Origin of the sequence: Bacillus cereus group sp. BfR-BA-01524, from assembly GCF_022662595.1 — a bacterium.
Taxonomy (GTDB): domain Bacteria; phylum Bacillota; class Bacilli; order Bacillales; family Bacillaceae_G; genus Bacillus_A; species Bacillus_A thuringiensis_S.
The window spans coordinates 1-16,785 of record NZ_JAKUDW010000005.1; the positions used below are offsets into that span (position 1 = coordinate 1).

Consider the following 16,785-nt stretch of genomic DNA (forward strand, 5'->3'; position numbering starts at 1 on the left):
TGTGAATCAAGCTCAACAACCACAACAGCAGCAATCTTATGTGAATCAAGCTCAACAATCACAAGCTCAGCAACCATACATGAATCAACAACAGCAGCAGCCTTATATGAATTCGCAATATTATATGCCACCACCAACGGCCTATGCTAATCAACAAGGGATGTTTTATCCACCAAAACAACCGTATCCGACGCAGAGTAAACAAAAGCAACAACAGCCAAGTCAGTTTTCTAGTTTTGTTTCTCAATTTAAAACATCAGATGGTAACTATGATGTAAATAAAATGATGAATACAGCTGGACAAATGATGAATGCGATGAATCAGGTGACAGGTATTGTAAAGCAAGTTGGAGGTTTTTTTGGTAAGTAATGTTGAAGGGTTGTCTATGAAAGTATTGTATATGAAATAAAGGACTAGACAAATTTCCTTGTAATAAATGGGTATATATAACAAACGGCTTTCTCTCTTTTCTCATACTGTAAAGTGTAATCAGATTTTTTTAACGAGAGAGGAGAGAAAAAACTATGCATCATTGTCATCCTTGCTTTGGAGGGCATAAGCCTGTAGGACCTATTTGTACAACTGCTCCTGTCGTTCATCCGACGAAACAATGCGTAACACACTCTTTTTCAACAACGGTGGTGCCACACATTTTCCCAACACATACAACACATGTACACCATCAACAAATTAAAAACCAAAACTTCTTCCCACAAACAAATTCAAATGTAAATGTCGTGGACCCAATCGATCCAGGATTTGGTGGCGGATGTGGACCGTGTGGCCATGGCCATCATCATCATCATCACGGACATCAAATTTCTCCATTTGGACCAGGACCGAATGTGTCACCGTTTGGACCAGGACCAAATGTATCACCATTTTTACCAAACAATGTATCGCCAATTGGTCCAAATATCGGACCAAACGTTGGTGGAATATTTAAAAAGTAAATGATATGTTAGAACTAGCGAAATGCTAGTTCTTTTTTTGTAATTGGAGTGTTGATATGAAAGTTATTGCAGTAACAGGATATAAGCCATTTGAACTTGGAATATTTAAAAATGATCATCCAGGGGTGGAGTGTATAAAGAAGGCATTACACCGTAAATTAACCACTTTTGTAGAAGATGGTTTAGAGTGGGTTATAATAAGCGGTCAGTTAGGTGTAGAATTATGGGCTGCTGAAGTTGTTTTTGAAATTCAAATAGAATATCCAGATTTAAAATTAGCGGTATTCACTCCGTTTTTAGAACAAGAAGAAAGTTGGAAAGAAGATAATCGTGAATATTACGAATTTATTCTCTCCCAAGCAGACCATGTTGATAGTATCACGAAAAGGAAGTATGAAAGTCCAGAGCAATTTAAATTAAAAAATCAATTTTTTATTGAAAAAAGTGATGCGCTTTTAGCGGTATACGATGAAGAAAAACCAGGAAGCCCCAAATATATTGTAGAAGCAGCAAAGAAAAAAGGGGAAATAGAAAATTATCACAGTTATTTCATTCTTTTTTCTGATTTACAAGATATAATAGAAGAGGAACAGTGGAATAATGCAGAGTAATATGTAATATAGTACTCGTATATATGATTGACAAAAAGCATTGTTTCTGAAAAAATTTAGTTAATGAAAGTTTTGGTAAAAATTTGAGGTGAAGAAAATGATTTCGGATAAAATTAAATTAACAGCGAAAGATATTTTAGAAAAAGAATTTAAAACAGGTATGAGAGGTTATCAGCAAGAAGAAGTAGACAAGTTTCTTGATATGATCATTAAAGATTATGAAGCTTTCCACAAAGAGTTTGAGCAATTAAAGCAACAAAATGCTCGTTTAAAGCGTGAATTAGAGGAACAAAAACTAGCAGTAACGCAAGTTCCACAACAACCTGTACAAACACCAGTTGCACAACCGGTTTATAACAACACGAATACGGATATTTTAAAACGCTTATCTAACTTAGAAAAAGCTGTATTTGGAAGTAAGTTATACGAATGATGTAAGGTGGGAAAAGGTTTAAGCATTTTACATAGAAAAAAACGTTGCAAAATCTTTTTGTTTCCACTATACTAATGGATGTCATAACGTTTGGGTAATCGCTGCAACGCCAACGTTGTAGAGGAAAGTCCATGCTCGCACGGCCTGAGACGGCTGTAGTGTTCGTGCCTAGCCAATTCATAAGCTAGGGTATTCTGGCTGTAAGGCTGGTTTAACGGCAGGGAAAAAACCTAAGTCCTTTCGGATATGGTTTGACTACCTTTAAAGTGCCACAGTGACGAAGTCCTTGAAGAAATGATAGGAGTGGAACGAGGTAAACCCCACGAGCGAGAAACCCAAATAATGGTAGGGGAATCTTTTCCAAGGAAATGAACGACGGGAAAGGACAGGTTGTATAACCTGTAGATAGATGATTGCCACCGGAGTACGAGGCGTGGGCCGTTTGTAGTACAAAGGAACAGAACATGGCTTACAGAACGTTATGAACCAACTATGAAATAACTCAGCTCTCCTTTGTTAGAGGAGGGCTTTTTATTTGTATGAAGTTATAAAGTATGAGTTAAAATGATTAATGAGAAAATTCTTCGTAAAATGTAATGATTAATAGAACCAATTGCTATTAATTATTGTTTGAATATACATAAGAGGTGAATACAAATGGGAAAAGTTACTTTAATTGCAACAGCGGCAATGGGTATTGAAGCGTTAGTTGCCCGAGAAGTTCGCGATCTTGGTTATGAATGTCAAGTAGAAAACAGCAAAGTAACATTTGAAGCAGATGAAAAGGCGATTTGTCGCACGAATTTATGGTTACGTACTGCAGACCGTGTAAAAATTAAAGTTGGCGAATTTAAAGCAACAACATTTGATGAGCTATTTGAAAAAACGAAAGCATTAAACTGGGGAGATTATATTCCAGAGAATGGCGAATTCCCTGTTATCGGTAAATCTTTAAAATCTGAATTATTCAGTGTTTCGGATTGCCAACGTATTGTTAAAAAGGCTGTCGTTGAAAAATTAAAAACAACATATAAACGTACAACTTGGTTTGAAGAAGATGGTCCGTTATTCCGTATCGAGATTGCAATGCTTAAGGATATTGCAACATTAACAATTGATGCGAGTGGTGTTGGACTTCATAAACGTGGATACCGTATGGATCAAGGGGAAGCTCCGTTAAAAGAAACATTAGCTGCGTCTTTAATTAAATTAACAAACTGGAAGCCAGATCGTCCATTTGTTGATCCATTCTGTGGATCAGGTACAATTCCAATTGAAGCAGCATTAATTGGACAAAACATTGCACCAGGATTTAACCGTGGTTTCGCATCAGATGAGTGGGGCTGGGTAGGTAAACAAAACTGGCGTGAAGCTCGTCAAGAAGCTGAAGATTTAGCGAACTATGATCAACGATTACAAATCATTGGATCAGATATTGATCATCGTATGATTCGAGTTGCTCAAGATAACGCAGACGAAGTAGGCTTAGGCGATTTAATTACATTTAAACAAATGCAAGTAAAAGATTTCACAACAAAAGAGGATTATGGCTACGTTGTAACGAATCCTCCATACGGAGAACGTTTAAGTGAAAAAGCACTCGTTGAACAACTGTATAAAGAAATGGGACAAGTATTCCGCCCATTAGATACATGGTCAGCGTATGTATTAACAAGCTACGAAGCATTTGAGAAGTGTTACGGAAAAGATGCGTCGAAGAAGCGTAAACTGTTTAATGGATTTATCCGTACAGATTACTACCAATACTTCGGAAAACGTCCACCGCGTAATTCATAGTATAAAACTCCTCCAGCGCGCATATACTGGCTATTATGTAATGCGTAAAGGAGGAAGTGATATGGATAGTTTCCAATTATCAATGATTCAAAAAGCTATTCACCGTACGTATGATGAGCTCGGAAAAGAAGTGGATAGTCAAGGTGTAATTGTAGATGAAATACAAAAAGCACAAGAAGAATATTTGTCAGCTCTTTCACATGAAACGGCGATTGATAAACGGTATTTAAAGTCATTAATATAGAAGAAAATTTTCCTTTTTCGAAAGGAAAATTTTTTTTCGTGAATTTCGATGTATTGCAACAGGGGAAAGAGGTTGCACACATATGTGTAGCAGTTGCTATATCTTTTTATAGAAAAACTTTTTGGTTGGAGGCTAAGGATGTTTACTGAGAAGAGATTACCATTTGAAGTAGGAAAACAAGATAATTTTTATGATAAGTTGAATGAGTGGATTGGAGATGTGTTTTACGACATCCTTCCGGAAAAAGGCTTTGAAGAGCGTGATGAACAAATTTTTATGGCGTTTCAGTTAGAACGCGCTTTCCAAGAAAAGAAAGTTATGTTCGCAGAAGCGGGTGTAGGAACAGGGAAAACAATTGTATATCTTCTATATGCAATTTGCTACGCGCGTTATACTGGAAAACCAGCAATTATCGCTTGTGCAGATGAAACGTTAATTGAGCAGCTTGTAAAAGAAGAAGGGGACATTGCTAAATTATCTGAAGCATTAGGTTTATCAGTTGATGTAAGACTTGCGAAATCAATGGATAATTATTTATGTTTACGAAAATTAGAAGATGTTATGAGTGGACGAGCTCCAGAAGTAATTGAAGACCTATATTATGAATTACCACAATTCGTATTCGATCATGGTACGATGCAAAACTTTACTCACTATGGTGATCGAAAAGAATTTCCACTTTTAAATGACGAAGAATGGTCAAGAGTAAACTGGGATTACTTCCAGGATTGCTTTACTTGCGATTCACGTCATCGCTGTGGTCAAACTCTTTCTCGTGAACATTATCGTAAAGCAGCAGATTTAATTATTTGTTCTCAAGATTTCTATATGGATCATATTTGGACGTACGATGCTCGTAAACGTGAAGGGCAAATTCCGTTATTACCTGAAAGTAGCTGCGTTGTATTCGATGAAGGGCATCTTGTAGAATATGCAGCTCAAAAAGCGTTAACGTACCGTTTAAAGCAAACGATGATGGAGCAACTTTTAACGAGATTATTACAAAATGATATTCGTGAAGAGTTTGCACATTTAGTAGAAGAAACAATCTGGCAAACTGAACAATTCTTTGATGTGTTACAAGAAAACAAAAAAGAAATTGCCGGTTCTGATCGTTTAGAAATTACTGTGACAGAAAAAGTAACAGCTGAAGCGAAACGACTTTATGCAAAAATCGGTGAAGTTGGAGATGCATTAGTATTTGAAAGTGAAATGCATACAGTAAACACGTATGATTTAAATATTGTTGATGAGCATTTAGATGTATTAGAACATTCACTTCGTCTGTTCATGCACGAGAAAAATGTAATTACTTGGGGTGAAGAAGGTGATGGTGCCTTCACATTAGTGATTATGCCGCGTGCAGTTGAAGAAGTATTACAAGAGAAAGTGTTCTCGAAGAAAATACCGTATATTTTCTCTTCTGCGACATTATCGAACAATGATTCATTCGCGTTTACAGCTAATAGCCTAGGGGTAAAAGATTACTTATCATTCTCAGTTGCTTCACCGTTTGATTACGAAGAGCAAATGGCAGTAAACTTACTATCGCATACGAAAGAAAATGAATGGGAAAGAAAGTGTCAATATACACTTGAAAATATACAAAAAACAAATGGACGTACACTTGTATTATTCCGTACAACGCAAGAGCTTGCAGCGTTCAAAGAGTATGTAAGTAAAGAGCAAATGTCGGTTCCATTCTTATATGAAGGAGATCAGGAAATTAGTCAGCTCGTTTCTCGTTTCCAAAATGAAGAAGAAACTGTACTTTGTGCGGTTCATTTATGGGAAGGTTTAGATATTCCTGGTTCATCATTATCGCACGTTATTATTTGGTCATTACCATTCCCTCCAAACGACCCTGTGTTTGAAGCGAAACGTAAGCACGTAAATGATCCATTCTGGGATGTAGATGTACCATATATGATTTTACGACTTCGTCAAGGAATTGGGCGTTTAATTCGTACAAGTGAAGATAAGGGTGCTATATCGATTTTCTTATCTGATTCAGAAGATGAGAAAGTAGTTGCAGCTGTGAAAAATGTACTGCCAGTAGAAGGTAAAGAATTATAAGGAGAAAGCTTGGCGCTTGCCAAGCTTTTTTTCTATTATAAAAGGAATTTATGTTTCCGTGTCGAATTAAGTTTGAGGTAGAAAAAGGAGGCTTTTATACGATGACAGTTGCTACATATGAAGTGGAAAAACAATTTTTAACATACGTGAAAAAGATACAGAATTACGGAGAAGCATTAAGTTTAATGTTTTGGGATTTAAGAACAGGTGCACCAAAAAAAGGTGTAGATCAGCGTTCAGAAGTAATTGGTATGCTTTCGTCAGAAGTGTTTGCTATGTCGACTTCAGATGAGATGGGAAACTATTTAACAGAGCTTGAAGCTTTAATACGTGAAGATAAGCTTTCTGAAACGACGACGAAAATGGTTGAAGAGTGTCGGAAAGAATATGATAGAAATAAAAAAATTCCACAAGCTGAATATGAGGCTTATGTGAAATTAGAAGCGAAAGCAGAGAGTGTGTGGGAAGAAGCTCGCGAAAAATCTGATTTCGAAATGTTCCGCCCGTACTTAGAAAAAATTGTTGAATTTAAAAAGAAATTTATTACATATTGGGGTTATGAAACATATAAATACAATACATTATTAGACATGTATGAGCCAGGTATTACAGTAGAAGTTTTAGATCACGTATTTGGTCAACTTCGTGAGCGCATCGTGCCGCTTGTAAAAGAAATCTCTGAGTCTAAAAAAGGATTAAAAACAAGTGCTTTATCGGAACAGTTTTCAAAAGAAAAACAAAAGAACTTTACATTAGAACTATTAAAGCAATTGAATTATGACTTTGAAGCAGGTCGTCTTGATGAAACAGTACATCCTTTCGAAATTACATTAAATAGAGGGGATGTTCGTATTACGACACGCTATGATGAAAAAGATTTCCGTATGGCTGTATTTGGAACAATTCATGAATGTGGTCATGCAGTATATGAACAAAATATTGCAGAACAATTTGAAGGTACACCACTTTGCAGTGGTACATCTATGGGTATTCACGAATCACAATCATTATTCTTTGAGAACTTTATCGGCCGTAATAAATCATTCTGGAAGAAAAATTATGATTTATTAAAAGAGTATAGCGATGGTCAATTTGATGATATGTCAGTCGATGAGTTTTATGATGCAATTAACGAATCGAAGCCGTCATTCATTCGTATAGAAGCAGATGAGCTTACATACCCGCTTCATGTTATGGTGCGTTATGAATTAGAGAAAGAATTATTTGATGGTACATTACAAGTGAAGGACTTACCAGCAGCTTGGAATGATAAGATGGAAGCATATTTAGGAATTCGTCCGGAAAATGATGCGCAAGGTGTATTACAAGATGTTCACTGGGCTGGTGGCTCATTTGGATACTTCCCATCTTATGCGCTTGGTTACATGTATGCAGCGCAATTTAAGCAAAGAATGTTAAAAGATATTCCGAACTTTGATGCATTATTAGAAGAAGGAAACGTAACACCGATTCGTGAATGGTTAACAGAACATATTCACCAATATGGTAAAACGAAAAAGCCACTTGAAATTTTAAAAGATGTAACAGGTGAAGGCTTAAATGCAAACTACTTAGCCGATTATTTAGAAGCGAAATATAAAGAGATTTATGAGTTGTAACAAAAAGAGCTGCTTAATTGCAGCTCTTTTTGTTAAAGGGGATGGGAGAATGGGTTATACATATACAGTAATGAAGCGAGAAGAAGCGGAGGAAATTGCGTATAACTGGCATTATGAAGGGAAATATTCTTTTTATGATATAGAGGCAGATGAAGAAGATTTAGATGAATTTTTACATGGTGAGAGTAGAGGGAATCATACATTTTCTGTGAAGCAAAATGGCATTCTCATTGGTTTTTTTACTGTTTGTAAAATGAATGATGGAACGGTTGATATAGGACTTGGAATGAGACCTGATATAACTGGCAATGGATTTGGTTTACAGTTCGTAAATGCTGGACTAGCTTTTAGTGAAGAAAAATACGGATGCAATTATATAACACTATCAGTAGCGACATTTAATGAGAGAGCAATCAAAGTGTATAAAAGAGCAGGATTTGAGGCAGTTGGAACGTTTATACAGAGAACGAATGGTAGTTGTTTTGAGTTTTTGAAAATGAATTACATGTGTAAAAATGATTAAAAAACAGAGGGATCTTCTGTTTTTTAATTTTGATGTAGAAATATATGATACATATTTTTGTACTTGTTGTAATTGAGGGTTTTGATGTGTATGATTGAATTTTAGTAGCAAATAGCAGGTTTAGTAAGGAAAGGTAGAGGTAGTATGATTACAATTAAAACGAAAAATGAAATAGATTTGATGCATGAATCTGGAAAATTACTTGCTTCATGTCATAAAGAAATTGCGAAAATGATAAAGCCAGGTATAACGACACAAGAAATTAATACGTTTGTTGAAATGTATTTAAAAAAGCATGGTGCCACATCTGAACAGAAAGATTACAATGGGTATCCATATGCGATATGTGCATCTGTAAACGATGAAATGTGTCATGGGTTTCCGGCCGATGTTCCTTTAAATGAAGGAGATATTGTAACCGTTGACATGGTAGTAAACTTAAATGGTGGTCTTTCAGATTCTGCTTGGACGTATATAGTCGGAAATGTTTCTGATGAAGCAGAAAGGTTATTGTTAGTAGCTGAAAAAGCTTTATATAAAGGGATTGATCAGGCAGTAATCGGTAATCATGTAGGAGACATTGGCTATGCAATTGAAAGTTATGTAACAAATGAAGGTTTTTCTGTCGCAAGAGACTTTACGGGACATGGAATTGGTAAAGAGATTCATGAAGAACCAGCAATTTTTCATTTTGGGAAGCAAGGACAAGGGCCTCAGTTACAAGAAGGAATGGTGATTACGATTGAGCCGATTGTCAATGTAGGTATGCGATATTCGAAAGTAGATTTAAATGGATGGACTGCAAGAACGATGGACAGGAAATTATCAGCTCAATACGAGCATACAATTGCGATTACAAAAGATGGACCAGTCATTTTAACGAAGTTGTAATTGGGAATGAAAGAGTTTACAAAACTCGAACGAAAATAGTAGTTTTTAAAAATTCGTACGTGTTTTTTCGATAAATGCTTTTCAAAGTATAAAAAGTGGGTTATAATCCTTCTATAAAATAAATAGTTAGCTACACTCATATAATCGCGGGGATATGGCCTGCAAGTTTCTACCGAAGTACCGTAAATACTTTGACTATGAGTGAGGACGAATATAATTGCTTGTTTAGCATTCTTTTTTTGCGAAACTCCAAAAGCGCGTCTCTCACTTGTAACGAGTGGTGGCGGCTTTTGGAGTTTTTTTATTGCATAAGAGGGGGAACAAACATGAAAGTATTACAAGAAAAGATTTTGAACGAAGGAAAGGTTTTATCTGGTGATGTATTAAAGGTGGATGCATTTTTAAATCACCAAATTGATCCAGTACTTATGCAAGAAATCGGAAAAGAATTTGCCAAACGTTTTAAAGAAGAGAACATTACAAAAATCGTGACGATTGAATCTTCAGGCATTGCACCAGCTGTTATGGCTGCATTAGAGCTTGGTGTAAAAGTAATCTTTGCAAGAAAACGTAAATCGTTAACGTTACAAGATAATATGTACGTTGCAAACGTATATTCATTTACAAAACAAGAAACAAATGAAATTTCATTATCTCGAAATCATATCGATGAAAATGATCGTGTATTAATCATCGATGACTTTTTAGCAAATGGTCAGGCTGCTTTAGGTTTAATGAGTTTAGTAGAGCAAGCAGGAGCGAGTATTGCAGGAATTGGAATTGTTATTGAAAAAGCATTTCAAGATGGAGGAAAGAAGCTTCGTGAACAAGGCGTTCGTGTTGAATCACTAGCAGAAATTGCATCACTTGATAACGGCACAGTTACATTTGTACAGCAAGAAACTGCGGAGGTGAAATAAACGATGAAGCAGCATCCATTTAAAATTGCATCGCTTGGTATGCAGCATATGCTTGCAATGTATGCTGGAGCAATTATCGTTCCGCTTATTGTGGGCGGTGGACTTGGTTTAAATCAAAAAGAGTTAACATATTTAGTCTCAATTGATTTATTAATGTGTGGCGTTGCGACAATTTTACAAGCATTATCAAATCGCTTTTTCGGTATTGGACTTCCCGTTGTACTTGGTTGTACATTTACAGCCGTTGGACCAATGATTGCGATTGGAAAACAATACGGTGTGTCTTCCATTTATGGAGCAATTATTGCTGCTGGATTGTTCGTTGTTATTTTTGCAAAGTTATTCGGGAAACTTGTAAAGCTTTTCCCGCCTGTTGTAACAGGATCTGTTGTTACTGTAATTGGAGTTACACTTGTTCCAGCAGCAATTAATGATATGGCTGGAGGAGTAGGAAGTAAGGATTTCGGTAGTCTTGAAAATTTAGCATTAGCATTTGGTGTGTTACTATTTATCATCATTATGTATCGTTTCTTTGATGGATTTATTCGTTCAATCTCTATTTTACTAGGTCTATTGTTCGGTACAATCGTTGCAGCGTTTATGGGCAAAGTAAGCTTGCAAGCGGTTGGAGAGGCTGATTGGTTCCACGGTATTCAACCATTTTACTTCGGTACACCAACATTTGAATTAACACCAATTATTACGATGATTCTCGTTGCTTGCGTAGGGATTGTAGAAGCAACGGGTGTATACTTTGCATTATCTGATATTTGCAATAAAAAAATCGGTGAAAAAGAATTAACAAAAGGCTATCGCGCAGAAGGGCTAGCGATGGTGTTAGGTGGTATTTTCAACGCATTTCCATATACAACTTACTCTCAAAATGTAGGACTTGTTCAATTAACTGGAGTGAGAAATCGCGTTATTATTTATACTTGCGGTGGTATGTTAATCGTTCTTGGATTTATTCCTAAAATCGCAGCTATTACAACAATCATTCCAAAATCAGTACTTGGCGGGGCGATGTTAGCAATGTTCGGTATGGTTATGGCATATGGTATTAAAATGTTAAGTAGCGTTGATTTTGGTAAACAAGAAAACTTATTAATCGTTGCATGTTCTGTCGGAATCGGGCTTGGTGTTACAGTCGTTCCTACATTATTCTCACAACTTCCAGAAAGTATTCGTATTTTAACAGATAACGGAATTGTGCTGGGAAGTGCGTCAGCAGTACTTTTAAATATCGTATTTAATATGGTGCCGCAGCGTAAAGAGAAAGTAAAAGAAGAGCCGGTGTCTATGCAAAGTGCAGTAAGAGAAGCGTAAAAAGCAAGGTCTCGTTATGAGACCTTGCTTTTCTTTTTAAGGGGCATCATTTTTCCGTAAGTACCAAGACGCCAAATGTACTCAAGTGGCCCGTATTGGTAATGTGAAAGCCACCAGCGGCTAATAAAGATTTGTAACGTGTAGAAACTAATGCAGAATAGTGGTCCAACCCATAGTGGAGCAAGATAATCATTTTTAAACAATAGCCCGAATACAAGTAATGTAACAATTGTATGCGAGATGTAATTTGTTAATGCCATTCGTCCAACGTATTGGAATGGACGTAATAATGTTTGCCATTGTTCTTTTTGTAATAAACGCATGAGCGTGAAAATGTAGAATATGAATAATGTTTTGCCGCTAAACATTATAAAGGCCTGCATATAAATTGGTTCATAAGATGGTTTTGATAAGAAATAACGGACCATGAAGAACCACATTGGCAATGTTAAAATGAACATAATAATTTGCCATTTTTTAAGCTTTGGATCTAACTCTTTCGTACGGCGGAAAATATCCTTTTTACCGGCATATAAACCAAGTAAAAATAGCCCAACTGTTTCTGGTAGCATGAATGCGTTGAGTCCAATTCCATCAGCATAAAATGCATGGAAACGATTTTGTATTTGTGACACCCAGTCTTCAAGTGGCATGATTGGTAAGGATAACCCAAGTTCCTCCTTTGGCATGAAGGCAATACCAATACTAGCAATTAGCATAAGAAACTGAAAAATACTTAATAAAACGATTGCCCATATTAAAATGGTACGAGGTTCTCTCTTATAAAATAAAAATAAGAAAAATCCAGCGATCGCATACGTATGTAAAATGTCTCCGTCCCATAAAAGAACGTAATGTAAGAAACCAAATAGTAATAAAATAAGTAAGCGCCGAACAAATAAAGTTTTTGGACTATCTGTTTTCGCTTCAGCACGAGTCATAAAAATGTAAAAGCCTAGTCCGAATAAAAACGAAAAGATAGTATAAAACTTTGTTTGTATAAACATATCGTAAAATAGACGGATATAGCTATCTAGTCCCTCATAAACTCCTGAAAGATCACGTGAGTCAATCCCGGCGATAACAGGCCAGTTTACAAGAAAAATACCTAGTACGGCTATTCCTCTAATAATATCGATGGAATGTATCCTCTCGCTTTGTGTGAGATTTTGTGTCATTATTTTCCTCCTTGTTAAGTAATTTCCTTTTATTATACAAAATGTAAACGGATGGGTATATAGGTAATTTCCAATTTTTAAAACTGTTAAGATGTGTATTATGAGATATAATAAAAGTGCACAACAAGTTTTAACCTTTTTCAAAACAGGCAGTAAAGCTCCTTCTTATAAGGAGCTTTCTTTATGGAAAGTGTTGATAATGATTCTCTTTAATGATAAAATGTATTCAAAAGTGATAATCATTATCAAAAAAAGGTTGGTGCGTAAGTATGGTATATGCATTAGTAGCAGGTACAGTTGCTGTATATGCAGTTATTGCAAAGTATGTTTTAAATGGAGTAGGAACAGCAAAATGAGTGATATGACATAAAATCCCTTTCATTTGTAAAAAGAATGAAAGGGATTTTTTATTTTTAATGAGAATATGCTGAAAATTTAGTATGATAGTAAAGTGAAACTGTAATCAATGGGTAGGTGTAACTCTCACTGGTTATGAGCTCGCAATTAGCGGGGAAAAGTATATACATCTTGGATAAAGGGGAACAAGGGGATGACAAACATAGTACAGACAAACGGTATGAAAAAACTTGTTTGTTTTTATGAAGAGTGGCAAAAACACGGCGATGCAGAGAATAGCTTAAAGTTGTTTGAAGTAATTCAAAAATATAAACGAGAGCAGCTTATGATAGCGTTTTGCGGTCACTTCTCAGCAGGGAAATCAACGATGATGAATCATCTATATAAAGCGCAGTTGCTACCAACAAGTCCAATTCCGACAAGCGCTAACGTCGTTAAAATTGAAAAGGGATTTGATCGTGTTGTTGTTACGATTAAATCTGGAGAGCAGTACGAATATGACGGTGCATATTCAGCAGAAGAATTAAAGCAAATTTGTAAAGATGGCGATGAGGTAATTGGTGTTCATATTTATCGGAATGATGCACCAATTCCTGAAGGTGTTATGTTAGTTGATACACCAGGGATTGATTCAACAGATGATGCCCATCAACTAGCGACAGAATCAACGCTACATCTAGCAGACGTAATTTTTTATATGATGGATTATAATCACGTCCAATCGGAAGTGAATTTGCAATTTGTTAAAGAATTGAAACAACGTAATAAAACGGTTTATCTCGTTGTAAATCAAATAGATAAACATAAAGAAAATGAATTATCATTTGAGGATTATAAAGATAGTGTGAAACAATCGTTCTCTAACTGGGATATTGAAGTAGATGGAGTTTATTATACGTCATTACGAATGATGAACCATCCACATAATGAAATTGGAAGTTTAGAAACATTAATTACTTCTATTATGAAAGAAAAAGAGCAGTATGTAAGAGAGGGAATGGAGCGAGAAACAGAATATTTAATGGGAGAACATTTCTCGTTTATTGTTTCTGAAAATGAAAAAGCTCTTTTGACATATGAGGAAGAGTTAGCATCACCGCTTTCGATTTCAGAAATAGTTGAAAAGAAAGAAGAGCTAACGGAAACTAAACATCGCGAGGCTAGTAAAGAATCTCATGTGAGAAACGAATTTATAAAAGGTTTACAAGCTATATTAGATAACGCGTATTTAATGCCATTTGAAATGAGAGAATTGGCAAATGCATATTTAGAAACGAAATTAACAAAGTTTAAAGTTGGTTTGCTATTTGCGAAAGGAAAGACGGAGCAAGAAAAACAAAGACGTGTAGAGGCGTTTTATTCTGCCCTTCAAAAGACTGTTGAAACGCAACTTGATTTTCATGTGAAAGAATTTATTGTAGCCTTCTTAAAAGAAGAAGGATTGTTCACGGAGGAAATTGGGAAAGACATATATGCTTTAGAAATTGCTTTTGGACCAGAAATGTTAGCTGAAGTCATTAAACAAGGTGCAGGTTTCACAGGTGATTACTTACTTCTTTATACAGCGGATGTAGCGAATGAACTGAAGAAACGTTATTTTACAAAAGCACAGCAAATTTTTGATAAAAGTGCAGTCGTTTTAAAGCAAAAAGTGAAGGAAGCAGTTGCTCGTATGGAAGAAGAGATTGAAAAATATACGATGTTGCAAACGGCAAAAGAGACGGAATTACAATACAGTAACAATTTAGAGACATATGAAAGTTATTTACAAAATGTTTGGCACGAGCGTGTTGCTACACCAGAAGGATTGCAAATAGAGGAGATATTGCAACGTGAAAAACAAATTGTTAGTGAGAAATTCACACTACAAGAGCAGGAAATGGTAAATGATAACGTAGCGGCTCATGAAGAAGAGATAAAAGGAACGGCAGCTTTAAATATTCAGCGTATATTAGAGAAAGTGAAGAAAGCTGAAATGATATTAGAGCCATTGCCAGCGCTGAAACATGTACAGCAAGAGGTGATAGAAAAAAGGCGTCGTGTGGAAACGAAACAATTTACAGTAGCGTTATTCGGAGCTTTTAGTGCTGGGAAATCATCATTTGCCAATGCCTTACTTGGTGAGAAGGTACTTCCTGTATCACCAAATCCGACGACGGCAACGATTAATCAAATTTTGCCGGTTACAGTGGAAAAACCACACGGAACAGTAATGGTTCAATTCAAATCAAAGCAAGCTCTATTAGAAGATATGAAAGCTGTTTATAAGCTGTTTCATTATGAGATTACTACGTTAGATGAGGCGTTAGCACAAATTGATAAAGTTATGAAATATCCTTCACCGACTGGGAAGCAAAAAACAACATTTAGCTTCTTACGAGCGGTACAAAAAGGGTATGATGCAGTTTCTACTTATTTAGGAGAACAAGTACAAGTCACATTAGAAGAGTTCTCTGATTATGTAGCGAATGAAGAAAAATCATGCTTCGTTGAGTATATGGAGCTTTATTATGATTGTGCTTTAACAAGGCAGGGAGTAGCGCTTGTAGACACACCTGGAGCGGATTCTATTAATGCTCGCCATACGGATGTTGCATTCCAGTATATTAAAAACGCAGATGCTATTTTATTTGTAACATATTATAACCATGTATTCTCTCGTGCTGATCGTGAATTTTTAATTCAGCTTGGTCGTGTAAAGGATACTTTTGTCCTTGATAAAATGTTCTTCTTAATTAATGCGGCGGATTTAGCAGAGTCTGAAGAAGAACTTGAAATGGTAAAAGGTTATATCGCAGATCAGCTACTGCAATACGGTATTAGAAATCCGCGTTTATTTGCAATTTCAAGTTTATGTGCGCTTGAAGAGAAACAAGGAAAGAATGTTGAAAAAGAGAAGTATGGTATTTTACAAAACTCTGGAATTACTAAGTTTGAGGAATCATTTACGTCCTTTATGATGAGAGATTTAATGCTTGTTTCTGTGCATGCTCTATACGGTGCGTTGCAAGGGGCAGATCAGCTTTTAGTAAACATGATAAATGGTGCAAAGCAGGGGAATGAAGAGAAAGAGAAGCAAACGAAAAAATATGAAGCAGAGCGTGATCAACTACTTCATATTATTTCATCATATAGTGTACTTGCTGAAGAACAGGCGATGCAAAATGAAGTGAAAGAGTTGCTTTATTACGTGCAACAGCGTCTATTCCTACGTTATAACGATGTGTTTACTGAATTTATTAATCCGGCGTCACTTCGAACGGATGGAAATGTGAAAACACAATTGCAACAGTGTGTTATGGAATTAGTAGCATTTATTCAGCATGATTTATTACAAGAAATGCGTGCGACATCATTACGTCTTGAAAAATGGATAGACGAAGCGATGAAGCGTGCAAAGGACGAAATTGTAGTGAACTGTAAAGTAGAAAATCAATCAATTTCTATGAATGGAACAGTGGAGTATGAATATAAAGATATTACACATAAAGAACCGTTCCCTTCAGTTGAAATAAAAGATTTCAAAAAAGCACTGGCACAATTTAAAAATGAGAAAAGCTTTTTTGAAAAGAATGACAAAGCTTTTATGCAAGAAGACGCTAAATCTGTATTAGAACCGCTCGTATCAAACTATGTAGCCGATGAAAAAGATTTATTTGTTCATCATTATAAGCAAGAATGGGATATGAAGTGGAACTTATTCCAAAAAGTGATGCAACAAGATGTGATGAACTATTATGAAAGTATATTGTTTGCATTGGCTGAAACGATCGATGTATCTCTATATGAACAAAGTAAAGAACAATTGCAAAAGCAGTTAGTAGAGATTGAAAAAGAAATTTATGTTATATAGTCG

At 35.8% G+C, this 16,785-nt stretch carries 14 protein-coding genes, 1 other RNA gene and 1 riboswitch; of the genes, 14 read left to right on the forward strand and 1 reads right to left on the reverse strand.

Annotated elements, in window-relative coordinates; translation table 11 throughout:
- The 13 genes from MR170_RS02605 to pbuX form a co-directional block, all read left to right on the forward strand.
- Nucleotides 1-370 (forward strand): YppG family protein (locus MR170_RS02605; protein ID WP_242307085.1); only part of this gene is annotated, 370 nt, incomplete at its 5' end.
- A 155-nt stretch (nt 371-525) separates the two neighbouring features.
- Nucleotides 526-954 (forward strand): CotD family spore coat protein, encoded by a 429-nt coding sequence (locus MR170_RS02610; RefSeq protein ID WP_043935513.1) that lies wholly within the window; start codon nt 526-528, stop codon nt 952-954.
- A 56-nt stretch (nt 955-1,010) separates the two neighbouring features.
- Nucleotides 1,011-1,565: an SLOG family protein gene (locus tag MR170_RS02615; protein WP_016082238.1), complete on the forward strand. Its 555-nt coding sequence runs from the start codon at nt 1,011-1,013 to the stop codon at nt 1,563-1,565.
- 97 nt (nt 1,566-1,662) lie between these two features.
- Complete coding sequence (gene gpsB / locus MR170_RS02620) at nt 1,663-1,998, forward strand: cell division regulator GpsB (protein ID WP_000622431.1); 336 nt, start codon at nt 1,663-1,665, stop codon at nt 1,996-1,998.
- Between the two features lie 86 nt (nt 1,999-2,084).
- Nucleotides 2,085-2,475: RNase P RNA component class B (rnpB, locus tag MR170_RS02625), an RNA gene on the forward strand.
- Between the two features lie 180 nt (nt 2,476-2,655).
- Nucleotides 2,656-3,795 carry a THUMP domain-containing class I SAM-dependent RNA methyltransferase gene (locus MR170_RS02630; RefSeq protein WP_016082236.1) on the forward strand — a complete coding sequence of 380 codons (1,140 nt, stop codon included), beginning with the start codon at nt 2,656-2,658 and terminating at the stop codon, nt 3,793-3,795.
- Nucleotides 3,796-3,856: 61 nt separating this feature from the next.
- Nucleotides 3,857-4,039, forward strand: coding sequence for a DUF3921 domain-containing protein (locus tag MR170_RS02635; RefSeq protein ID WP_000376898.1), 183 nt, complete (start codon nt 3,857-3,859; stop codon nt 4,037-4,039).
- Nucleotides 4,040-4,177: 138 nt separating this feature from the next.
- A complete protein-coding gene (locus MR170_RS02640) occupies nt 4,178-6,115 on the forward strand; it encodes an ATP-dependent DNA helicase (protein WP_242307088.1) in 1,938 nt (645 codons plus the stop codon).
- Between the two features lie 101 nt (nt 6,116-6,216).
- Nucleotides 6,217-7,734 (forward strand): carboxypeptidase M32, encoded by a 1,518-nt coding sequence (gene ypwA, locus MR170_RS02645; RefSeq protein WP_242307092.1) that lies wholly within the window; start codon nt 6,217-6,219, stop codon nt 7,732-7,734.
- Nucleotides 7,735-7,783: 49 nt separating this feature from the next.
- Nucleotides 7,784-8,257: a GNAT family N-acetyltransferase gene (locus MR170_RS02650; RefSeq protein ID WP_242307095.1), complete on the forward strand. Its 474-nt coding sequence runs from the start codon at nt 7,784-7,786 to the stop codon at nt 8,255-8,257.
- A 144-nt stretch (nt 8,258-8,401) separates the two neighbouring features.
- Nucleotides 8,402-9,148 (forward strand): type I methionyl aminopeptidase, encoded by a 747-nt coding sequence (locus MR170_RS02655; RefSeq protein ID WP_016082232.1) that lies wholly within the window; start codon nt 8,402-8,404, stop codon nt 9,146-9,148.
- Between the two features lie 116 nt (nt 9,149-9,264).
- Nucleotides 9,265-9,366, forward strand: a riboswitch (purine riboswitch).
- A 108-nt stretch (nt 9,367-9,474) separates the two neighbouring features.
- Nucleotides 9,475-10,068 (forward strand): xanthine phosphoribosyltransferase, encoded by a 594-nt coding sequence (locus MR170_RS02660; protein WP_000866483.1) that lies wholly within the window; start codon nt 9,475-9,477, stop codon nt 10,066-10,068.
- 3 nt (nt 10,069-10,071) lie between these two features.
- The gene (pbuX, locus tag MR170_RS02665; protein ID WP_048565233.1) at nt 10,072-11,394 is read left to right on the forward strand and encodes a xanthine permease PbuX; all 1,323 of its coding nucleotides are present in this window, start codon (nt 10,072-10,074) and stop codon (nt 11,392-11,394) included.
- A 14-nt stretch (nt 11,395-11,408) separates the two neighbouring features.
- On the opposite strand, the gene MR170_RS02670 is transcribed toward pbuX, so the two are convergent.
- Nucleotides 11,409-12,572, reverse strand: a complete 1,164-nt coding sequence (locus MR170_RS02670) for a DUF418 domain-containing protein (protein WP_242307097.1) — start codon at nt 12,570-12,572, stop codon at nt 11,409-11,411.
- A 550-nt stretch (nt 12,573-13,122) separates the two neighbouring features.
- Between MR170_RS02670 and MR170_RS02675 the strand changes: the two genes are divergently transcribed.
- Nucleotides 13,123-16,782: a dynamin family protein gene (locus MR170_RS02675; RefSeq protein ID WP_242307103.1), complete on the forward strand. Its 3,660-nt coding sequence runs from the start codon at nt 13,123-13,125 to the stop codon at nt 16,780-16,782.
- The last annotated feature ends 3 nt before the right edge of the window (nt 16,783-16,785 follow it).